Here is a 19,812-nt window from a genome sequence, read left to right on the forward strand (position 1 = left end):
TAACAATCAATAGACCTCTTGCATAAATCAAACAATTTGAACCCCACCCCGCCAAAGCTACGCTTTGTCTCCCCTCCCCGCTCTTCGAGAGGGGTTGGGGGTGGGGTGTTAGGGACTTTTGCAAGAGGTCTAATGACTTTTGACTAATCCAAAATCTACAATCTAAAATCTAAAATTGGTATGACCAGTACTTCTGCCACACAAACCAGGTTGCATAGCCATCGAGAGCAATTTCCGGCTTTAGCAAATAAGATTTATTTCAATTATGGGGGGCAAGGGCCGATGCCCCAAAGGGCAATGGATGCGATCGCCCAAACTCAAGCTTATGTTCAGCAAATAGGCCCCTTTGGTAATGAGGCGTATCGCTGGATAGCGCCCCAGACTCAAGCTGCTAGAGTTGCGATCGCTTCAGAGTTAAATGCACCAAGCGAAACAATTACTCTTACGCAGAATGTCACTGTTGGCTGTAATATCGCCATGTGGGGCATCGAGTGGCGTGCTGGCGACCATATACTGCTTTCAGACTGCGAACACCCAGGCGTAATTGCCACAACACAGGAAATCTCACGGAGATTCGCGGTGGAAGTTACCACCTGTCCCCTAAAGGCAACTTTAAATGAGGACGACCCTGTAAAAGTCATTGCCCAGAACTTACGCCCTAATACCCGTCTTGTAATATTAAGTCATGTTTTCTGGAATACTGGTCAAGTTTTACCTCTTGATAAAATTGCCGAAGTATGCAGGAATAATCATTCTTTCCTACTGATAGATGCTGCCCAATCTGCTGGTTTGTTGCCTTTAAACTTGACAGAATTGGGTGTAGATTTTTATGCTTTCACTGGTCACAAATGGCTATGTGGCCCTGCGGGTGCTGGTGGCTTGTATGTCCGACCAGAAGCACGAGAAAGTCTGAAACCTACGTTTATTGGTTTGAATGGCATTGTTGTGGATAGTCAATCTCAGCCTGTAGATTGGCTTCCCGATGGGCGACGATACGAAGTATCTACATTAGCTTATCCGTTGTATGTTGGGTTACGAGAGGCGATCGCAATCCATCAGCAATGGGGAACCTCACAGGAACGTTACGAGCAAATTTGCCAAAACAGTGACTACCTTTGGCGGCGCTTAGTGGCATTACCTGATGTCAAGTGTCTGCGAACTTCCCCACCCGAAAGCGGTATAGTATCCTTCCAACTCATAAATAATCAGCCCCAGCCTCATCTCAAGTTGGTGCAATTTTTAGACTCACAAAGAATATTAACTCGGACAATTGCCGATCCTAGCTGTATACGCGTTACCGTCCATTACTTTACTTTAGAATCGGAAATCGACCAATTGATTGAGGCGATTCAAAGTTTTTGCAAAATTAATTAAAAGTTAGGAGTTATAAGTTATCAGTCTGGGAATTGTAATTTTAACTCCTAACTCCTAATACCATTCCGCTATGAAGATGCACTTAATATTTGATTAAACGAACCGCCCTTCGGGTTCACCAGTCGCCTACGGCGGGAAACCCGCCTACAGCGCTGGTTCACCAAGTACGCCAAGTACGCCAAGGAATAATGAGCAATTATTACGTGCAAGTTTACAGAGAATTGGTATAACTCCTAACTCCTAACTCCTAACTCCTAACTTGAAAATGGAACGCCCAATCTTATACTTAGCCATAACTAACCACGGCTTTGGTCATGCTACCCGCATTGCTTCTGTAGCTGCGACAATTCAAAAATTATGTCCAGAAGTTCTGCTAATTCTGGTAACTACTGCCCCACGCTGGTTGTTAGAGTGCTACATAGAAGGCGATTTTATCTATCGTCCCCGTGCATTTGATTTGGGTGTGGTGCAAACCGATAGTTTGACAATGGATAAAGTAGCGACTTTAGAAAAGTTGCTGGATATTAAGAAGCATCAAAATTCGTTGATTGCCTCAGAAGTCAATTTTATCCGCCAAAATCGCGTTAATCTCATCTTGGCAGATATTCCCTTCCTCGCTCCTGGGTTTGCCAAAGGTGCAAATATTCCCTGTTGGATGATGAGTAACTTTGGCTGGGACTTTATCTACCGAGATTGGGGAGGTGAATTTACCGCAGTTGCAGATTGGATTAGTGATTGGTACTCAAAATGCGATCGCTTATTTCGTCTCCCCTTCCACGAACCTATGCAAGCTTTTAACAATATCACAGATGTCGGCTTAACAGGCGGTTCTCCCCGTTACTCTGCTGATGATTTACGTTCTCTTTGGGGAATAACTGCACCAGTAGAAAAAACTATTTTATTGACCTTTGGCGGCTTGGGTTTACAGCAAATTCCCTACGATAACCTGCGGCGATTTCCAGATTGGCAATTTATCGTCTTTGATCAATCTGCCCCTGATTTGCCTAATTTAGTTAAAATTGATGACCGCAAATACCGCCCTGTAGATTTTATGCCTATTTGTGGGCGAGTCGTTTCTAAACCTGGTTACAGTACTTTTGCTGAAGCCACGCTATTAGGAGTACCTATTGTTACCATCCCCCGTGAGGACTTTGCCGAAGCAACTTTTATAATAGAAGGCATAACAAATTATAACCAGCATCAAATCATTACCCCATCTGACTTTTTTCAAGGGACTTGGGATTTTCTGCGTGAGTTACCTCAATCGCTAAAGCAATCTGAACTAATTGCTAAGGATGGTAATGAAGCGATCGCTCATGCTGTAATTAATTATTTCGAGTCGAATAAAGTTCTTCAAAACAACATACATTAATAATGGAAGATCCGACAATAGACGAAGAAACGTTGGAATTAGCCGCTCAAGATGTGCGTCGAGTGATTGAAAGACAAAAAGAAGAACGGCAAATTTTAATCACTCAAATGAACATCCTATTTGTCACAAACACCGCATTATTAAGTTTTCTAACAATATCTAGACTAATTGCAATATTTAGTTTTCTCAGTGTAGTAGAAATATTATTACTAATTTTTAACTTTATGCTACTAATACGATCTTTATTGCCACGCAAATTTTTTGTCAGCCCCAACCTAGAAACTGACGATTTTCAGAATAAATATTTGAAGTTTTCACCTCAAGAATACCAGTCACAGATGTTAGTTAACTTGAGAGAGACTTATAATGAAAATCAGAAGCAAGTAGAGAATATTTCTCAATCATTGACATATGCTACTTTTGTAACTGCCGGAATCGCATTTGTTGCCTTGTTACATAAAGTAACAGTTTATTTCATTCCTGAACTACAAAAACTATGAATACCAACCAAGACGATATAACATCCTCTAAAAAGAGTTTACAACTGCCAGAGCCAGATCGGGCTAACATTACAGCTTTATCTCACAATCTGCCTAACACACCTATCATCCCCGATGTCCTCAAAGAGTTTGTAAATGCGGTGTTAAGTCTCTTTAGCAGAAGACATACTCAGTCTAACGATCAAGCAACGGCAGAACAACAACCAAATCAAGCAGACTGAACGGCTAATTAGCTTTTACTGTCATCAATAATTACTGTTTTAAATGACTCACTACCAAAAATTACTAAAAATTTCCACCACTGGTAAATCTTTTTACAACATCACTGCAAAAATTGAAGCCACAGTTGCAGAATCGGGAGTTGAAACTGGTCTTTGTACTCTATTTTTACGCCACACTTCAGCCAGTTTAGTCATCCAAGAAAATGCTGATCCCGATGTCCTTGTGGATTTAGCTAACTTTATGGCAAAACTTGTGCCAGAATCGGGAAAATACATTCACGATGCAGAAGGCCCCGATGATATGCCGGCACACATTCGTACCGCACTCACCCACACTTCTGAACATATCCCCATCAATCGTGGTCATTTAGTACTGGGAACTTGGCAGGGAATTTATATTTGGGAACACCGCCAGCACAGTCATTTAAGAGAATTGGTTGTCCATATTTCTGGATAGGCGATTCTCAAGTTTTATTTATTTAAGGTAGAGTTCTGTAGAGTTTAAATACTCTAGTTATCCAGCTTACCTTTTGGCTATAATCTCATAAACTCGCGGTAATATACATGAAATAAATTTTGCAGCGATCGCTTTGTCATGAAAATTAATTTGATACATGCTAAATAATTCATGTCAATTTGTAAATTAAAAAGTAAAGTTTATTTGTGATTATTTAAAACCCTACTTATTTCGATATAAACTAATATTTATTGTAAGCTGTCTGGGCTATTTCAATTACTATGAAGCAAGAACTGACACCAACTCATATTTTCCAATTTATTGATGAAATCCTTGCCCAACAGTCTATTAATCTATTATCACTTAATCCCCAGAAAACATTAATTACCAGTTTTGCAGAATTGGAAAATTTAATTACTGAACAAAACACTGATATTGAACTCCTCATAACCCTTCAAGAAACTCTCGAAAGCATAGTCCGTACTCAGTTGCAAAACTTCCCAGAAAACATATTCTGGGATTTTGATTTTCTGGTAAGTAGTATGCTTAGGCAGGCTTTAGTAGCAGATGAAGGTGCTATAGCTTTTTTAAAATCTTTTGGTAGAAAGATGGTTTCTCTTACAGAAATGTTCGGAAATAAAACGGAAATGCGCTTCCGTTACGTTCACGATTTTATGTATGGGTTTGAGTGGGCAAGATGGGTACAAAAAGAGCCACAAAAACGCGCATATATAGAGCCTTTTAGTCTGGTTTTTTTGGATTATTTGCTCGTCAAAGGGAAAGAACTTTTACAACGGATTAATCACGGTCAGGTTACATCTTATAAACTATGTGACACAGGCTACCGTAATCCCTTCACTTTTTCTCGTGAACCAGAAGATGAATATCGTCTGTTAACTTGTCTTGCTGAAGAAGAACTTATCCCAGTAGCAGTGTGGAACTGGAATGCCAGCCCTGTCTGGAACAAACCTTTCCAAGAAATGCGCCAGCAATTAGCATTAAAATTAAATATTCAACCACAGAAACACTGATTAGCAATTAAAAATTAAAAATTGCTGAATAAAATAATTATGAAAATTGCTGACTTAATTACTTGGTTTGAAGCATGGGCAAATCCCGCTTGGTGTGAAAGCTGGGATAATTGCGGCTGGCAGATTGAACCAGGAGTGTTGCAGGAGAAAGCACGGGTTTTGGTATGTTTGACACCGACTTTGGCAGTAATGCAGGAAGCGATCGCTCTAAATGCTAATCTAATATTTGCCCATCATCCCTTGATTTTTACTCCTCCCAAATCTTTACGTACTGGTGAAGCGATCGCAGAAATGGTACGGTTGTCTTTTACCCATAATATTGGTGTTTACACTGCCCACACCAATTTTGACCAAGTGCAGGATGGTACTGCTGACGTTTTAGCTCAAATTTTAGAACTCAAAGAAGTTACTCCAATACAACCTACACAAGCAGGGTTAGGATATGGTCGTATTGGTTTGCTAGAGCCATTTCTAACATTACAGGAATTACTCGCAGCCATTCAAGGGCGACTTGCTCCCCCTAATTTGATTTTTTCCCCAAGTGCTGATTTACAGCAAACAATTTCACGAGTTGCTGTTTTGGGTGGTTCGGGGGCTAGTTTCATTTCAGCCGTCGCTAAAACTGGTGCCCAAGCTTATCTGACTTCTGACTGTAAGTTTCATCAGTTTCAAGAAAGCCGCGATCGCAATCTCATTTTAATCGATGCCGGACATTACGCTACCGAACGTCCGGCTTGCGATCGCTTGGCGCAAAAATTCCAGTCCTTAAACCTAGACTGGGTGCAATTAAGTCAAAAGGATGAAGATTTCCGCCAGTTTTTTGCTTGATTGCTTATGTTTCACTACATTTTTAAGATACTCGCTTAAAAATTTCCCTATCTTTTAATATTGTTAAATTATGTGCCCTCTCCGTACCGAGGCTAAAGTTTTTTGTAATATCAATCTCCGTATGTTAATAGATAGATGCACCTAAATATCATATTGTCACCGCTTGTTGTGATCTAAATCACTAATTAGGTGTAATGATAATCACATGCTATTCATGTTCCATATCAATTAGGATCAGAGGGAAATGTTCCACACTTGACATAGCAATTTGTTTACTCTGTCCTAACCAAGATGATTCGCACACTCGTTGAATCTGCTTTCCAAACTGGATATCTTAGTGTTGAATCTGAAGGATTACTCCATCAAGTGCTAGTCACTAAATGCTGGAAGGAAGAGGATTTGTCAGCCCTCGCAGCCCTATACGATGCAGTTCGGGCAGGTAAAATTAAAAGAGAAGCGTCCTCGTCGAACGTGCTTATGGAATTTCCGCTACCGTATAAATCTTGCTGATACTCCAAAATAAGTGGAGGGTAATTTTCTCATGTTTCCCCTCTGCCCCCCATTTCTTTTGCCCCTGAAGCTTCTGCCCCTACTCCGTTGCCTTTTCCTTAGCTATCATCAGGCAAAAACCTTCAAAACTCAAAATTATTTAGGTGTTGTTGTTGAAAATCATCAAGGTCAGCAAGAGAATGAGTTAAGATCAGATACACATGGGTAAAAGTAAAACCAAGTCCCCGGACTTCCCAGCAATGCCAATGATTAAAAGTAGGCAAGTTAAACAACCGCAATCAACGATTGGTTTGGAGTATTCTTTATTACATAATAGTAACAAGGACTCACCAGCAAATATCAACCTGGTTAGGACAGGTTCCGAATTGTTTGACTTCGATGAAGCAGACATTGAGTAAAATGAGCCGGAGGGAGATTGAGTTCATTGCTAAAGCAAGCATTGATTTATGACCCTAAATTTCCTAATATTTGACAACTACAAGCAAGTCTTGGGATTGGGTGATGAAGCGTACTTGTTCTCAACGGTGAAATTAACCTCTTAAAGGTGTAATGTAATTGGGTATAACCCAGATTTTCACAGGTTTAACTACGTTGTTTAAAAAGGCAGAAACAGTACATGCTACACCGCAAGATTTATCAACTCTGTTGCGATGGGCGCGAGGTATGTGTTTTCTTGCGGGACCAGCAACGCTGGATTGAACGCGCCCGCATCATCGACATAGAGGGAGATTTAGTGACCCTACGCTATGAAACAGAAGAAGAGGACGAAGTTTGTTCTTGGGAAGAAATGGTTCGCCTCGAGAGCATTGGTGCTGTAACGCAAAAACTAGCTTCAGTACCACGCGGTAATGTGGAGCCTTTGATGACTGAAGATTGTCCCGAAGCCGAACGCATCCACAACCGTTACACTGACTCGAATCCAGAATAATCAGTCATTAGTTAGTTAGTAGTCATTAGTCATATCATCTCCGCCAAGTTACCCATAATAAAAGAACCCCACCCCCAACCCCTCCCCGCTTGCGGGGAGGGGAGCGAAAGCGTAGCTTTTGCGGGGTGGGGTTGGGGGTATTATGCTTAATTTCCCGGACATCATATCATTAGTGAGCCAGCGCGGTCTTGGGGGTTTCCCTCATGAGCGACTGGCGTTAGCGCAGCGCTAGCGAGGCACGAGCGTCACCCGTAAGGGTCATTAGTCATTAGTCATTAATTAAAAATGGCAAAGGGCATCGGATTAATGACTATTGGCTATCATTCAAACCTTCAAAAGCAGGACAGTAACCTTCTAGAGTTACCTTAAAGTTATACAACGGGGAAGCTGGATTCCAACATCGCTGCCCCCTTTGATGTCGGCAAGTACCGCAACAGTCTACATCTGTCCATGTATAGCGATCGCTATTTTGGTTGAGCAATTCTCGTTGAGACAATCCCCTCAATACTAGTTCTTCGCCTTGCCAACGAGCTTCGATCAAACCAGTATCAGCAAACTGCCGCCAACGAGGATCGGTAGTAATCACATCGGCTAGGGTGATTGTGATTACTGTTCCCAACTCTGTCAGTTCGCCTTCGTAATTAGTTTCTGGTGCTGCGGGTTGTAAAAATGTATCGCCGATAGGCAATTCTACTAAAGTGTTAGCCGCCGGGGAATGTATATGATAGCGGTTTTGCAACTCCTCTAAGCTAGTCAGGTCTGCCAAGTAGGCAGGAGAACCGTGAATAAAAATGACGTGCTGGGGTCGCAAATTATGAATTAGTTGCGTAGTACCAGGGCCATCACTATGTTGAGCCAAGAGATAAGTTTCAACAGTGGTGGGTGCTAAATATTCTTTATTAACTTTTATATCAATTTTTTCTGGTAGGAGAATTAGCCAAGGGCCAGTGTCTAGTTGGCAGTGCTTACCTAAATCATCTGTAGAGTCGGTGAGGACTATACAAGGTGACTTACCCACACTGGGACGATGTTCTGCTTGTAAACGACGCACGCGGGGACGCACCCGTTCATCCCAAAATAAGGGTTGATGGCGGGCAAAGTTCTGTACAGATGGGGGAAGGTGGGGTAGCAGTTCTAAGTAGGCATCACACCCAGTAGCGACAGCACCATCTACCCAGATATCTAAATCTCGTCCGGTGAAGTGGTGATGAGAGCGTAAGAGCATTAGTAGTTCTTGACCCAATCCTAAAGCAGGAGTGGGAAGGATCACAGAACAATGGTCAGCGATCGCGCGATTAATTCTTTCTGCTAGTTGATTTTCTTGGTTGCGGCGGTGAGGATGACGGGATGTGCCATAACTGCCTTCAATGATTAGCACATCCAAGTCTAATCCTCGCAGTTCCTCCAAGCGCAAACCTTCTACTAACCGGGAGTTTGACAGGAAAAAATCTCCTGTATACAGTAGCTTATAAGTACGCTGCTTAGTGGTGTAGGTAAGGAGAATTGCCACAGCCCCCGGTAGATGCCCTGCGGGGAATAATTCTGCCACCAAACCATCTTGGAATTCCACAGGCGATCGCAACGGCAAGGCATGACAAAATTCGGAAATTTTCTCAGGATCTTGGTCTAGCCAATTCAACGGCAGTAACTTGCTGGTTACTTCGCTACCATAAATAGGTAACTTTGGAAAAGCTTTATGTAGTGCCAGTAAGCCTCTGGCGTGATCTGGGTGGGCGTGACTAATCAAAACGAAATCTGCTGGTGAGGGCGAACCAACTCCCCGTACCGACTTAGTAAGCTCCTTCGCCAACGATGAAATATCCTCCAAACCACAATCCAATAGGATGCGGTGTGGGCCCATTTTCACCAATAAACACACGCCCTCATCGTAATGCTGGACACTATAGGGGAAACATTCTAATTCAGTACCCCCTTCCGCAGCATCTACGCGAGAGGATGCCGACAGATTATCCCTCATGCTCTCCTCCCCTCAAACCTCATCATCATGGACATATCCCAAAAGCCAAAAATTACACAAATTTTGGTTTTGTGACTTAGGGGTAAGTTTTATCGTGCGCCCCTACACCCTGAGAATACAGATTTTTGATTGGGGAGGACGCCTTCACTGAACCCGCACTGATTCAGAAAGGTGGACTAACGAGAAGCCATCAAACTACTAGCTCAAGGATGCCTCTTGTTTATTTTCCCTTTGCAAGTTCTGAACGCTCTTAACCAACTCACCCTACGGGAAGTCGCCCAAGCATTTACAGATTTATCTCAATGTGCAGAGCCATTGCCGTGATAGTTATCTGAATCATAGAATCCATTTTTCGTACCAAAAAATAAGCACGAAAGCGTAAAGATAACTGTCAATCCAGCTAGAATCAGCTTTACATCCATTTTTTTGCTGCCCCTTACTTAAAGACTTTCCTATATTAATTTAGTGCTTCCGCAATCAAATGTAATCACTAGAAAATCTTTACTATGCTTATGTGGATTGGGCAATAGGTAAATTTACCGCAATCAGTCAGATTGTAGAACCTTTCGGTTCACCTGTCCATTGATCTAGATGTAAAGCAATATGACACCAGGAGCAATCCTCTACACCCTCTAAAAATCCTCAGTAGTTAGGATTGACCCACTGTTCAAATAAGCTTTTGAGGCTCTTTAGATACAACCTTTAATAATTTACTAAACTTTACTAAAAACGCTCTCTTCATCCAAAATTAGTACAGCACGGCGTAAATAAACATACCATTTCAAATGGCGCAAAAGCTTGGAATACAATTATGCGTGACTTTTGACTTTTGACTTTTGACTTTTGACTTCCGCCTTGCGGTACTAGTCTAAACGCCAAACCCAAGCCGTCACCTTAATATTAAAAACAGGAGCAATTATTTCCCAACCCCTCAATAAAAATACCTGTGTTGTATGAGTATCGAACGACTTCCCCAAAAACACTATCCCAAGGCTGAAATTGGGCGGCGAGGTATGGCATTGGGGCTTGATTTCCTTGGTGTCTGGTTAGTCAGTTCCCTACTGGGAGGCGGCGATATCGGGATTCAATTTGTGCAAATCCTCGTTTTTGTGATACTTTGGCTGATTTTGCGGGTGCTGGTGGTATACAACAATCAAGGGCAAAGTTTAGGGCGTTGGGCGTTCGATTTAAAGGTATTGGAAGTTGAAGATGGGGAAGTAGTGGGCAGAGTTCCAGATTTGCTCTCATTGGTGAAGCGAGAGGCGATCGTCGGCTTGGGTGCCCTTTTAGTGTCAATTGCCCTGAGCAATATTAGAGCCAATCCCACTGCTATACTGCTAGTACTTCCCCTAGCAATTGATTGTGGGACTGCCTTATCTGATGCCCAGATGCGGCAGGCTTTACACGATCGCTATTGTGGAACTTTCATAGTTTCGTCGCGTCGTGGCTACTCGCTCGATATAAAAATTAAAAGATTAGTTGATAATATGCGGCGGAATGTGAGAAGATAGTCATTTGTGTTAATTCTCTTCAGGCTTCACTGTTTGTAAGATTATGGCTAAGAGTAAAGGTGCCCGCATTATTGTGACACTAGAGTGTACCGAGTGTCGGACAAATTCAGACAAGCGTTCTGCTGGTGTTTCACGTTATACCAGCACCAAGAATCGCCGCAACACCACTAATCGGCTAGAACTGAAAAAGTTCTGCACCCACTGCAACAAACATACCGTTCACAAGGAAATTAAGTAGAGATGAGTTATTTCCGTCGTCGCCTTTCTCCGATCAAGCCAGGAGAACCAATCGATTATAAAGATGTTGATTTACTGCGTAAGTTTGTCACCGAGCGGGGTAAAATATTGCCACGTCGGATTACTGGGCTTACATCTCAGCAACAGCGAGAGTTGACATTAGCAATTAAACGTTCGCGGATTGTGGCTTTGTTGCCATTTATCAATGCGGAAGGCTAAAAAGAGGAGAGACGCGATTAATCGCGTCTGTACAGGAGAGACGTGATTAATCGCGTCTGTACAGGAGAGACGCGATTAATCGCGTCTGTACAGGAGTTAAGAATCAAAACTCCTAACTCCTAACTCCTAACTTAAAACTATTTAAACTGTTCACCAAATTAAAGTGCGAGAGTTGTGGAGAAGGGGACGCTAGTTGAATTTAGGGTTCAAGGCGATCGCCGTCTGGGCATCGTAGAACGTCCAGACGGTAAAACCCGCTGGTTTGTGGTAGACGAACGTGGTCAATCCCACAGCCTCGCGCCTAGACAAATAACTTATACAGTTACAGGACAGACGTACAAGCCCTCAGAGATTGCCAATTTTCTGGAGCAGGTCAAGCCTTATTTAGATCCATCTAGCTTAGAAGTGGCTTGGGAACTACTGGTTGAAGATGGGGAAACAGTCACCCCTGAGCAAATGGCGAATCTGCTATTTTCTGAATCAACTGCGCCTCCTTGTTACGCCGCCCATTGCTTGTTATCCGACGACAAACTTTATTTCAAGCAAAAAGGAGACGCTTACGAGCCGCGAACTGCTGCTCAGGTGGCAGAACGCCAGCACCAGATGGAAGTAGAGGCACTAAAAGCTAAGGGACAGCAGGAATTTTTAACTCGTGTAGAGCAAGCGCTCAAAGGTGAAGCAGTAGAGTGGGGGCGCCACGATCGCCAGCGCTTAGAAGGACTCGAAAAATACGCAGCACTGCTTGCTGACACCGTGCGGACAGGGGTCAATTATGACTCCTTGGCTCGCGCTTATCCGCCAAGCGCTCCAGTATTAGAAACTATGACCATGCTGGGACGACCCACAACACCCCAAGGGGCCTTTCAACTGTTGGTGGATTTGGGTTGCTGGAGTCCTTATGAAAACTTGTTCCTGCGTCGTTCTTCAATTCCGATCCAATTTCCTAATAAGGTATTAGAAGTGGCGCAACAGCGTTTGGATTTACCGCCGATTGACTCAGATACAAACCGCCTTGATCTGACTCACCTGAAGGTCTACACCATTGATGATGAAACTACCACAGAGATCGACGATGGTCTGAGTTGGGAAGTACTCCCCGATGGCCGGGAACGCCTATGGGTGCATATCGCCGATCCCACTCGATGGTTAGTGCCAGAAGATGAATTAGATTTGGAAGCCAGAAAGCGGGGTAGTACAGTCTATTTACCTACGGGGATGATTCCCATGTTTCCAGAGGTATTGGCGACTGGGCCGATGAGTCTGATACAGGGACGGGTTTGTTGCGCCCTCAGTTTCGGGATTATTTTAGATACAAGTGGGAGAGTAGAAGATTACAGCATTCATACCAGCTTGATTAAGCCGACTTATCGTCTCACCTACGAAGATGTAGATGAAATGCTGCAATTACGGGTACAGGCAGAACCGGAAATTGCTGCGATCGCTACTTGGGCACAGAAGCGCAAAGCTTGGCGTTACGCCCAAGGGGCAATTAGCATCACCATGCCGGAAGCGATGATCAAAGTCAAAGGTGACGAGATAAATATTGACATTTTGGACGATTCCCCGTCGCGGCAAGTAGTAGCAGAAATGATGATTGTTGCCGGTGAAGTTGCGGCTCGTTATGGTAAAGCTCATAACATACCTTTGCCCTTTCGCGGTCAGCCGCAACCAGAATTACCCCCAGAAGAAGAATTGCTGCTACTTCCCGCCGGATTCGTTCGCGCTTGCGCTATGCGTCGTTGTATGCCCAAGAGCGAAATGAGCATTACGCCTCTGCGCCATGCTGGTTTGGGTTTGGATACTTACACTCAAGCAACCTCTCCCATCCGCCGTTACAGTGACTTGCTTACCCACTTCCAACTTAAAGCCCATTTGCGGGGTGAAGTTTTACCATTTTCCGCAGATCAACTTAAAGAAGTGATGATGACTGTCACCAGCATCACCCAAGAGGTGACGATGGTGGAACGCCAAACTAATAGATATTATGCTCTAGAGTATTTACGCCGTCATCCAGAGGAAACTTGGGATGTAACAGTGTTGATGTGGCTGCGGGAAGACAGCAACTTAGCCTTAATTTTGTTAGAAGATTTGGGCTTGCAGTTACCAATGGTTTTCAAACGTTCTGTGAAGTTGGGCGAACAGATATTGGTGAAAGTTAGCCACGCCGATCCGCAAAAAGATATTATCCAGTTTCAAGAAATAGTTTATCAAGAAGCCCAAACAGCAGCGAATTAATTCGTAATTCGTAATGGGCTACGCCCCGCTACGCTAACGTAATTCGTAATTATTGGTGAAACACTTGCGCGTAATTGTCTTTCTTGGTGATCTTAAATTAGCTGAGGATTTACACCCCAATTTATTCAATTACAAATTATTTTAATCTTGCTCCAACTCCTTTCGGTTAGGATATAGGGTAAATGGAATGAGGTAATAGTTGTGAATATATCTTTGACCCCAGAACTGGAGCAGTTGGTTAAGGATAAGGTTAGTAGTGGGAAATATCACTCAGTTAGTGAGGTGATGGGTGAAGCATTGAGGTTGTTAGAAGAACGCGATCGCATTCGAGATCAGCGTCTAGCAGAATTGAAAGCTAAAATCCAAGTTGGTATTGAAGAACTCGAACGTGGTGAAGGAATTGATGGTGAAGAGGTATTTGCAGAAATAGAAGAAGACATTCGACGTGCTGAAGCCCAAATGCAACAAGCTGAGGCTGCTAAATAATGAGTAGGTGTATTTTAGCGCCTTCAGCTAGATTAGATTTGAAAGAAATTAGCCGCTATATTACCCGCTTTAATCCTGGTGCGGCTCGAAAACTCAACAAAAAAATTATACAGCAGTGTAAGCTGTTGGCTAATTTTCCTAATATGGGGCAAAGTTGCGATAATTTTGCTAGCGGTTTACGGAGTTTCCCCGTAGAAGATTATTTGATATTTTATCGTCCCATTGATGGTGGTGTGGAAGTTGCACGTATTGTCAGTGGTTATCGGGATTTAGAAACAGTTTTTTTAAGTGAGGATATTCCTTAAAATTGCATTTGATCTAAGGGATTTCCCCCATCTCCTCATACCGTGCTTTTGACATCACAGCCTGGATATAGTCATTTTTACCATTGGTATAAGCCTCGCGATCGCTCCGAAAAGTTGCCGCCAAATCGCGTTTTAAAGCTTCATATCGTTTCGCCTCTTCAGGATGCCTTCTCAGATAGTCGCAAAATAGCTTGCGTTCCCAAAATTCGCTGTCAACCCCGACTATATGAACATGGTGAGTACGTTGCTTTCCGTATGGTGGCATTCCTTTCACAAAAAACATCCGTCCTGGATCTGGGTTTTCACGCCAATAAACGTATCCCAAAGATTCCAATGCCGGAATAGTAGATTTCGCATTTACTAAGGAACGGACTCCTACCATGATGTCAATAACTGGCTTGGCTGCCATTCCTGGTACTGCCGTACTCCCAATATGTTCAATTTCCACAACCAAGTCATTGCCTAGTACCTGCCAAATACGCTCGGCTTCTTGTGCAAACAAAGTCTGCCACCGTGGGTCATATTCGACTATATTTACTTCATCCATCGGTAAAATTAATTTTATCTACAGAGATTGTAGTTGGTTAAATCCTTTATTTAATTTCCATTCCAGCAATTTTATTAGTATAATAATGGATCGTGTCGAATTAAAGCTAGACCATGCCTAAACTAAAGACTCGTAAAGCCGCGGCAAAGCGATTCCGTGCCACCGGTACCGGCAAAATCGTCCGTCGTAAAGCGTTCAAAAGCCACCTTTTAGAACACAAATCTTCTGACAAAAAGCGTAGTATGCGTCAGAGTGCGCTTGTACATGAACGCGATGAACTTAACGTGCGCTTGATGCTCCCATATTTGTAAGTATTTAAGGAAATAAGTTATGACTCGGGTAAAACGCGGTAATGTAGCTCGGAAGCGCCGCAATAAAATTCTCAAACTAGCTAAAGGTTTTCGCGGTTCCCACTCAACTCTGTTTAGAACTGCCAACCAACAAGTAATGAAGGCGCTACGCAGTGCCTACCGCGATCGCAAAAAGAAAAAGCGCGATTTTCGCCGTCTCTGGATCACCCGCATCAACGCTGCTTCAAGGCAACACGGCTTGAGCTACAGCCAGTTGATCGGTAACTTGAAAAAAGCTGATATCCAACTAAATCGCAAGATGTTGGCACAATTAGCAGTCCTCGATCCAGCTAGCTTCGGCAAAGTTGCTGAACTAGCAAATCAAGCTAAAGGATAAAGGTAGCAACGGATGTATAACGGATGTAACAGATGGCAAGTAATTACTCGGTTACATCTGGCATTATCCGCCACTATTTTTTGGATATGTTGCTTTTCCATAGTGGGGACAGGATTAACTGCATCTGCCGCCGAAATGCCAGAAATTCAGCAGCGGGGCTATCTAACTGTTGCCGTTAAAGATAACTTGCGTCCGTTGGGATTTAGAGATGCCAACGGTAATTTGCAAGGCTTGGAAATTGACTTGGCACAGCAATTAGCACTTGACTTGGTTGGTAAAGCCGAGGCTGTCAAATTGGAACCTGTAGCAAATCGCGATCGCTTGTCTGTAGTCTTAGACAAGAAAGTTGATTTTGCGATCGCTAGGGTAACAGCAACTGAATCTCGCAGCCGCATAGTTAGTTTCAGTGTTCCCTACTATTTGGATAGCACTGTATTAGTTACAAAAGATCCCTCTGTACAGAAATTGAGTGATTTGGCAAAACAAAAAATTGCTGTACTCAACAACTCCAGCACCATTGCTAAAGTGCGTTACTTTGTGTCAAACGCCGAGTTGGTAGGAGTGAATTCATATCAAGAAGCGCGAGATAAAATAGAAAGTAATGCAGCCTTTGCCTTTGCCGCAGATGCTAGCGTTCTGAGCGGTTGGGTGCAACAATATCCCCAATATCGGCTACTGCCAATTAAGCTATCAACTGAACCCTTGTCTGTAGTCATGCCCAAGGGATTGCAGTACGATGAGTTAAGACGGAATGTGAATCAAGCGATCGCTCGTTACTTAGCAGAAGGTTGGCTCCAGCAACGTGTCCAATATTGGGGCTTACCGTAAGTTGGTCATTGGTCATTTGTCATTGGTCATTAGTGAATAACAAAGGACAAAGGACAAAGGACAAATGACAATACGCTGATAATAGATACAGAAACAACTTTTAATATTTGTATTTGCAACAATGGATAACAGTCTAGCCGTTGTTTATCTCTCAGTTTTGGTGGGTATACTCACAATTGCAGCCGTGAGTGTTTTTCGCCAAATTTTCAAAACTCGCAAGATTGAAGGCTCCTTTGGAAGATTGCGGAAGAAGTTAGAGAAAGAAAAGGGTACGACTCAAGAATATTATGAGTTAGGCAGTATTTATTCAGACAAAAAAATGTATTCCCAAGCGATACTGCTGTTTCAAAAAGCTATCAAAGCTGCCCAAGAAGAGGGAGAAGAAAATATTGCCCCTATTTACAACGGGCTGGGTTATATTTATTTTATCCAAGAGCAATATGACCTAGCAATTCGTCAGTATAAAGAAGCCCTAAAAGCTAAACCAGACTACGTAACAGGGTTGAATAATCTTGGTCACGCTTACGAGAAAAAGAAGTTAACTACTCAGGCGTTACAAGCTTACGAAGAAGCACTAAAATTGGCTCCAAATAACCCTATTGCTAAACGTCGTGCTGAATCTTTACGTCGTTTAGTTTCTGCGTAAATTGGGCATTGCTTATTTCTCCCTTCTCTCCCTCATCTCCCCACTCCCTACTCCCTACTCCCCAACTATTAACAAATTAATTTGGCTTTAGCCTCTTAATTTATCGGTTTTCATGCTTAGGCTTGGAAATAGATAACTATAAGTCTTTTGTAAAAATGTAAAAGATGATTAAGCGGCTAAAGCGTTTTTTGTGGCTAGTTGTTGCCATCATTGTCGCCATTTCTATATCACTCGGATTCATGGGAAGATTGACGGCTCAACAGCCTTCGATTTCCCATCCTCTCACTTCGCTAACAGAGGCAGAAATTAGTACAGCCGTTTCGGTCATCAAAAGAGACAAAACTTTGAGCGAAATGGCAGCTTTTCCACTGATCGCTTTACAAGAACCAGATAAAGAAGAAGTTCTGAAATTTACACCTGGTAAAGCTTTTGGGCGAAAAGCTTTTTTGGTTATCTATGAGCGAGCGCAAAACAAAACCTATGAAGGAATTGTCGATCTAACAAGCAAAACCTTAAGTTCTTGGAAAGAAATATCCTCTGTTCAACCTGCGATCGTCAATCCAGAATATGAACTCGCAACTCAGGTAGTTAAAGCCGATCCCCAATGGCAAAAAGCGATGCAAAGGCGGGGAATTACTGATTTTGATCAAGTCACAATTAGTTGTTGGGCACCAGGAATCTTAAGTAAACAGGAAGAAGCAACAGGTAATCGTCTGTGTCGAGCCTTATCTTACTACAAAGGCAAAGGCTGGAACTATTACGGTAGTCCCATTGAAGGAGTCTTAGCAACAGTCAATTTAAACACGGGTAAAATCGCCAGTTTTGTTGACAGAGGAAAAGTACCTTTCTCTAAAGAAAACTGGAACTACGATTTAAAGTCTTTGGGCAAATTACTTTCACCACTGAAAGCATTAAAGATTGTGCAACCTAATGGTGCAAGTTTCCAGATTCAAGATAATGAAATTAGCTGGCAAGGTTGGAAGTTTCGCTATTTAATGCATCCTCGTAATGGATTAATGCTGTACCAAGTGACGCACAAGGACGGGGAAAATATTCGACCAGTTTTATACCGCGCTAGCCTATCAGAGATGGTAGTTCCTTACGGCGATCCAGATCCCACTTGGTCGTTTAGGAATGCATTTGATGTTGGAGAATACAACCTTGGTTTGCTAGCAAATACGATGGAGTTAGGTAAGGAAATTCCTGAAAACGGTCTTTTGCTGGATGCTGTATTTGCTAATGAGCAGGGAGAACCTTATAAGATACCAGGGGTTCTCGGTATCTATGAACGCGATAACGGAATGCTGTGGAAACACTATGACTACAATACTCAGCGTAATGATGTCCGTCGGAATCGAGAATTAGTGATGTCGATGACTGCGGCCGTTGACAACTATGATTACAGCATTAATTGGATATTTCACCTGGATGGGACTTTGGAAGTCCAAAATGAATTAACGGGTATCGTACTGGCGCAGGGAACGGCTGCCCAAAAGCAATCTGAGGATGATTCATCTGGTCGGTTAATTGCTAAGAATATCTTCGGAGTAAATCACCAGCACTTTTTTAACTATCGCCTAGATTTCGATGTCGATGGTCAGGCTAATTCTGTGATGGAAATGAATGTGAAAGCTTTGCCGATGGATGAGAAAAATCCTTTAGGAAATGCGATCGCAATTACAGAAACCCCACTAACAAAAGAAACGGCTGCTGTGCGCGATTTGGATATGAAAAGCAGCCGGGAATGGATGATTGTTAGTGCAGATAAGAAAAATACGCTAGGGGCTGCACCTGGATATATGCTGATGCCTGGTGGAAACTCCATATTTTTCCCTGTGGAAGGCTCAAACATCCGTCAAAAGGCAGAATTTGCAACTCACCACGTCTGGGTAACAAAATATAAAGCTGCTGAACTCTATGCTGGCGGCGATTATCCCAACCAAACTCAACCAGGACAGGGTTTACCTAAATATATTGCAGACGATGAATCTTTGACGGGTGAAGATATCGTGCTGTGGTACACAATGGGGGTAACTCATGTTCCGCGATCGGAAGATTGGCCTGTGATGCCTGTTCACCGAGTTGGCTTTAAGCTAATCCCTAGAGGATTCTTTAGCCGTAATCCAGCAATTAATTTACCAGAGTAAAATATTCGTTTTCTAAAGTTTCCTTGGTTCAGTTTTTTCGCAATCTGTAAACCTGTAACTTGAATGCTGATAAGCTTATCGTAGTCCAAAAACTGACAGTTTTCATTCATAGGATAGCTCATGAATTTTCCAGAAATTAATATTCCCGGTGAAGGCACACTGCACGCTCGTTTAATTACTTCCTTGGGTCAAATTATAGTTCGTTTGGAGGAAGACAAAACCCCCAACACTGTCAAAAATTTTGTAGGTTTAGCAACCGGGACAATCGACTGGAAAGACCCTAAGACAGGTCAATCTCAGAAGGGGACTCCTGCCTACGATGGAGTTCGCTTTCACCGAGTCATCCCTGATTTTATGATTCAGTGTGGCGATCCCCTGGCTCGCTATCCAGATATGGCCAACCGTTGGGGTACTGGTGGCCCGGGATATCAATTTGAAGATGAATTTCATCCTGAATTGAAACACTCTAGTGCGGGTATTCTCTCAATGGCAAATGCAGGACGCGGTACTAATGGTTCGCAATGGTTCATTACAGAAGGGCCAACGCCTCATCTTGACCGCAAACACAGTGTTTTTGGTAAAGTTGTCGAAGGTATCGATATAGTCAACCGCATCGCCAATGTGCCTACGACTAGAGATCGTCCGAATCAAGACGTAGTGTTAGAAAAAGTAGAAATTTTTCGGCAGTAATTAACACCTCTCTAGTACAGCAAGGCGGAAGTCAAAAGTCAAAAGAATTGTATTCCAAGCTTTTACGCAATTTGA

At 42.9% G+C, this 19,812-nt stretch carries 25 protein-coding genes; 22 read left to right on the forward strand and 3 right to left on the reverse strand.

The window, feature by feature from the left end:
- The first annotated feature begins 180 nt into the window (after positions 1-180).
- The 10 genes from LC586_RS08570 (at position 181) to LC586_RS08615 (ending at position 7,221) form a co-directional block, all read left to right on the forward strand.
- Positions 181-1,374, forward strand: coding sequence for an aminotransferase class V-fold PLP-dependent enzyme (locus LC586_RS08570; protein WP_229484143.1), 1,194 nt, complete (start codon positions 181-183; stop codon positions 1,372-1,374).
- A gap of 265 nt (positions 1,375-1,639) precedes the next feature.
- Entirely contained in the window at positions 1,640-2,746 is a 1,107-nt protein-coding gene (locus LC586_RS08575) for a glycosyltransferase family protein (RefSeq protein ID WP_229484144.1), read from the forward strand.
- Between the two features lie 2 nt (positions 2,747-2,748).
- Positions 2,749-3,246 carry a hypothetical protein gene (locus tag LC586_RS08580; protein WP_229484145.1) on the forward strand — a complete coding sequence of 166 codons (498 nt, stop codon included), beginning with the start codon at positions 2,749-2,751 and terminating at the stop codon, positions 3,244-3,246.
- Entirely contained in the window at positions 3,243-3,467 is a 225-nt protein-coding gene (locus tag LC586_RS08585; protein WP_229484146.1) for a hypothetical protein, read from the forward strand. The genes LC586_RS08580 and LC586_RS08585 overlap by 4 nt, the downstream gene beginning before the upstream one ends.
- 43 nt (positions 3,468-3,510) lie before the next feature.
- Positions 3,511-3,924 (forward strand): secondary thiamine-phosphate synthase enzyme YjbQ, encoded by a 414-nt coding sequence (locus tag LC586_RS08590; RefSeq protein ID WP_229484147.1) that lies wholly within the window; start codon positions 3,511-3,513, stop codon positions 3,922-3,924.
- A gap of 281 nt (positions 3,925-4,205) precedes the next feature.
- Positions 4,206-4,955 carry a hypothetical protein gene (locus LC586_RS08595; protein ID WP_229484148.1) on the forward strand — a complete coding sequence of 250 codons (750 nt, stop codon included), beginning with the start codon at positions 4,206-4,208 and terminating at the stop codon, positions 4,953-4,955.
- Positions 4,956-4,994: 39 nt separating this feature from the next.
- On the forward strand, positions 4,995-5,783 hold the full coding sequence (locus tag LC586_RS08600) for a Nif3-like dinuclear metal center hexameric protein (protein WP_229484149.1): 789 nt from the start codon (positions 4,995-4,997) through the stop codon (positions 5,781-5,783).
- A gap of 291 nt (positions 5,784-6,074) precedes the next feature.
- Positions 6,075-6,293 (forward strand): hypothetical protein, encoded by a 219-nt coding sequence (locus tag LC586_RS08605; protein WP_229454773.1) that lies wholly within the window; start codon positions 6,075-6,077, stop codon positions 6,291-6,293.
- A gap of 245 nt (positions 6,294-6,538) precedes the next feature.
- A complete protein-coding gene (locus tag LC586_RS08610) occupies positions 6,539-6,691 on the forward strand; it encodes a hypothetical protein (RefSeq protein ID WP_229484197.1) in 153 nt (50 codons plus the stop codon).
- 218 nt (positions 6,692-6,909) lie between these two features.
- Positions 6,910-7,221: a DUF6679 family protein gene (locus tag LC586_RS08615; protein WP_012408115.1), complete on the forward strand. Its 312-nt coding sequence runs from the start codon at positions 6,910-6,912 to the stop codon at positions 7,219-7,221.
- Positions 7,222-7,531: 310 nt separating this feature from the next.
- Here the strand turns inward: LC586_RS08615 and LC586_RS08620 are convergent, their stop codons facing one another.
- Positions 7,532-9,199: an MBL fold metallo-hydrolase gene (locus LC586_RS08620; RefSeq protein WP_229484150.1), complete on the reverse strand. Its 1,668-nt coding sequence runs from the start codon at positions 9,197-9,199 to the stop codon at positions 7,532-7,534.
- Positions 9,200-9,498: 299 nt separating this feature from the next.
- Positions 9,499-9,621 (reverse strand): DUF8629 family protein, encoded by a 123-nt coding sequence (locus LC586_RS43395; protein WP_041565249.1) that lies wholly within the window; start codon positions 9,619-9,621, stop codon positions 9,499-9,501.
- Positions 9,622-10,152: 531 nt separating this feature from the next.
- Here LC586_RS43395 and LC586_RS08625 point away from each other — a divergent pair.
- From LC586_RS08625 to LC586_RS08650, 6 genes are all read left to right on the forward strand, one after another.
- The gene (locus LC586_RS08625) at positions 10,153-10,710 is read left to right on the forward strand and encodes an RDD family protein (protein ID WP_229484151.1); all 558 of its coding nucleotides are present in this window, start codon (positions 10,153-10,155) and stop codon (positions 10,708-10,710) included.
- Between the two features lie 43 nt (positions 10,711-10,753).
- Positions 10,754-10,948: a 50S ribosomal protein L33 gene (gene rpmG / locus LC586_RS08630; RefSeq protein WP_094333178.1), complete on the forward strand. Its 195-nt coding sequence runs from the start codon at positions 10,754-10,756 to the stop codon at positions 10,946-10,948.
- A 2-nt stretch (positions 10,949-10,950) separates the two neighbouring features.
- Positions 10,951-11,166 (forward strand): 30S ribosomal protein S18, encoded by a 216-nt coding sequence (gene rpsR / locus LC586_RS08635; RefSeq protein WP_012411240.1) that lies wholly within the window; start codon positions 10,951-10,953, stop codon positions 11,164-11,166.
- Positions 11,167-11,340: 174 nt separating this feature from the next.
- Positions 11,341-13,401: a ribonuclease catalytic domain-containing protein gene (locus LC586_RS08640; RefSeq protein WP_229484152.1), complete on the forward strand. Its 2,061-nt coding sequence runs from the start codon at positions 11,341-11,343 to the stop codon at positions 13,399-13,401.
- 201 nt (positions 13,402-13,602) lie between these two features.
- Positions 13,603-13,887, forward strand: coding sequence for a type II toxin-antitoxin system ParD family antitoxin (locus LC586_RS08645; protein ID WP_229484153.1), 285 nt, complete (start codon positions 13,603-13,605; stop codon positions 13,885-13,887).
- Positions 13,887-14,192 carry a type II toxin-antitoxin system RelE/ParE family toxin gene (locus LC586_RS08650; RefSeq protein WP_229484154.1) on the forward strand — a complete coding sequence of 102 codons (306 nt, stop codon included), beginning with the start codon at positions 13,887-13,889 and terminating at the stop codon, positions 14,190-14,192. The genes LC586_RS08645 and LC586_RS08650 overlap by 1 nt, the downstream gene beginning before the upstream one ends.
- Before the next feature lie 13 nt (positions 14,193-14,205).
- Here LC586_RS08650 and LC586_RS08655 read toward each other — a convergent pair whose 3' ends face one another.
- Positions 14,206-14,739 (reverse strand): GrpB family protein, encoded by a 534-nt coding sequence (locus LC586_RS08655; RefSeq protein ID WP_229484155.1) that lies wholly within the window; start codon positions 14,737-14,739, stop codon positions 14,206-14,208.
- Between the two features lie 113 nt (positions 14,740-14,852).
- Here LC586_RS08655 and rpmI point away from each other — a divergent pair, with 113 nt between their 5' ends.
- From rpmI to LC586_RS08685, 6 genes are all read left to right on the forward strand, one after another.
- A complete protein-coding gene (gene rpmI / locus LC586_RS08660) occupies positions 14,853-15,050 on the forward strand; it encodes a 50S ribosomal protein L35 (RefSeq protein ID WP_109007939.1) in 198 nt (65 codons plus the stop codon).
- A gap of 19 nt (positions 15,051-15,069) precedes the next feature.
- On the forward strand, positions 15,070-15,426 hold the full coding sequence (gene rplT, locus LC586_RS08665; RefSeq protein WP_069069781.1) for a 50S ribosomal protein L20: 357 nt from the start codon (positions 15,070-15,072) through the stop codon (positions 15,424-15,426).
- Between the two features lie 12 nt (positions 15,427-15,438).
- Positions 15,439-16,254: a transporter substrate-binding domain-containing protein gene (locus tag LC586_RS08670; protein ID WP_229484156.1), complete on the forward strand. Its 816-nt coding sequence runs from the start codon at positions 15,439-15,441 to the stop codon at positions 16,252-16,254.
- A 121-nt stretch (positions 16,255-16,375) separates the two neighbouring features.
- Positions 16,376-16,900, forward strand: a complete 525-nt coding sequence (locus LC586_RS08675; protein WP_229484157.1) for a tetratricopeptide repeat protein — start codon at positions 16,376-16,378, stop codon at positions 16,898-16,900.
- 164 nt (positions 16,901-17,064) lie between these two features.
- Positions 17,065-19,047, forward strand: coding sequence for a primary-amine oxidase (locus LC586_RS08680; protein ID WP_229484158.1), 1,983 nt, complete (start codon positions 17,065-17,067; stop codon positions 19,045-19,047).
- A gap of 120 nt (positions 19,048-19,167) precedes the next feature.
- Complete coding sequence (locus LC586_RS08685; RefSeq protein ID WP_229484159.1) at positions 19,168-19,737, forward strand: peptidylprolyl isomerase; 570 nt, start codon at positions 19,168-19,170, stop codon at positions 19,735-19,737.
- The last annotated feature ends 75 nt before the right edge of the window (positions 19,738-19,812 follow it).

Origin of the sequence: Nostoc favosum CHAB5714 (assembly GCF_020829495.1) — a bacterium.
Taxonomy (GTDB): Bacteria; Cyanobacteriota; Cyanobacteriia; order Cyanobacteriales; family Nostocaceae; genus Nostoc; species Nostoc favosum.

What these genes read in the sequence shown, in the direction of transcription:
- LC586_RS08585 (WP_229484146.1), top strand. Translation starts at nt 3,243, where the DNA reads ATGAATACCAACCAAGACGATATAACATCCTCTAAAAAGAGTTTACAA.
- LC586_RS08620 (WP_229484150.1), bottom strand. Translation starts at nt 9,199, where the DNA reads ATGAGGGATAATCTGTCGGCATCCTCTCGCGTAGATGCTGCGGAAGGG.
- LC586_RS08685 (WP_229484159.1), top strand. Translation starts at nt 19,168, where the DNA reads ATGAATTTTCCAGAAATTAATATTCCCGGTGAAGGCACACTGCACGCT.
- LC586_RS08680 (WP_229484158.1), top strand. Translation starts at nt 17,065, where the DNA reads ATGATTAAGCGGCTAAAGCGTTTTTTGTGGCTAGTTGTTGCCATCATT.
- LC586_RS08600 (WP_229484149.1), top strand. Translation starts at nt 4,995, where the DNA reads ATGAAAATTGCTGACTTAATTACTTGGTTTGAAGCATGGGCAAATCCC.
- LC586_RS08655 (WP_229484155.1), bottom strand. Translation starts at nt 14,739, where the DNA reads ATGGATGAAGTAAATATAGTCGAATATGACCCACGGTGGCAGACTTTG.
- LC586_RS08580 (WP_229484145.1), top strand. Translation starts at nt 2,749, where the DNA reads ATGGAAGATCCGACAATAGACGAAGAAACGTTGGAATTAGCCGCTCAA.
- LC586_RS08675 (WP_229484157.1), top strand. Translation starts at nt 16,376, where the DNA reads ATGGATAACAGTCTAGCCGTTGTTTATCTCTCAGTTTTGGTGGGTATA.
- LC586_RS08650 (WP_229484154.1), top strand. Translation starts at nt 13,887, where the DNA reads ATGAGTAGGTGTATTTTAGCGCCTTCAGCTAGATTAGATTTGAAAGAA.
- LC586_RS08610 (WP_229484197.1), top strand. Translation starts at nt 6,539, where the DNA reads ATGATTAAAAGTAGGCAAGTTAAACAACCGCAATCAACGATTGGTTTG.
- rpmI (WP_109007939.1), top strand. Translation starts at nt 14,853, where the DNA reads ATGCCTAAACTAAAGACTCGTAAAGCCGCGGCAAAGCGATTCCGTGCC.
- LC586_RS08595 (WP_229484148.1), top strand. Translation starts at nt 4,206, where the DNA reads ATGAAGCAAGAACTGACACCAACTCATATTTTCCAATTTATTGATGAA.
- LC586_RS08615 (WP_012408115.1), top strand. Translation starts at nt 6,910, where the DNA reads ATGCTACACCGCAAGATTTATCAACTCTGTTGCGATGGGCGCGAGGTA.
- LC586_RS08625 (WP_229484151.1), top strand. Translation starts at nt 10,153, where the DNA reads ATGAGTATCGAACGACTTCCCCAAAAACACTATCCCAAGGCTGAAATT.
- LC586_RS08570 (WP_229484143.1), top strand. Translation starts at nt 181, where the DNA reads ATGACCAGTACTTCTGCCACACAAACCAGGTTGCATAGCCATCGAGAG.
- LC586_RS08605 (WP_229454773.1), top strand. Translation starts at nt 6,075, where the DNA reads ATGATTCGCACACTCGTTGAATCTGCTTTCCAAACTGGATATCTTAGT.
- LC586_RS08590 (WP_229484147.1), top strand. Translation starts at nt 3,511, where the DNA reads ATGACTCACTACCAAAAATTACTAAAAATTTCCACCACTGGTAAATCT.
- LC586_RS43395 (WP_041565249.1), bottom strand. Translation starts at nt 9,621, where the DNA reads ATGGATGTAAAGCTGATTCTAGCTGGATTGACAGTTATCTTTACGCTT.
- LC586_RS08670 (WP_229484156.1), top strand. Translation starts at nt 15,439, where the DNA reads ATGTATAACGGATGTAACAGATGGCAAGTAATTACTCGGTTACATCTG.
- rpmG (WP_094333178.1), top strand. Translation starts at nt 10,754, where the DNA reads ATGGCTAAGAGTAAAGGTGCCCGCATTATTGTGACACTAGAGTGTACC.
- LC586_RS08575 (WP_229484144.1), top strand. Translation starts at nt 1,640, where the DNA reads ATGGAACGCCCAATCTTATACTTAGCCATAACTAACCACGGCTTTGGT.
- rpsR (WP_012411240.1), top strand. Translation starts at nt 10,951, where the DNA reads ATGAGTTATTTCCGTCGTCGCCTTTCTCCGATCAAGCCAGGAGAACCA.
- rplT (WP_069069781.1), top strand. Translation starts at nt 15,070, where the DNA reads ATGACTCGGGTAAAACGCGGTAATGTAGCTCGGAAGCGCCGCAATAAA.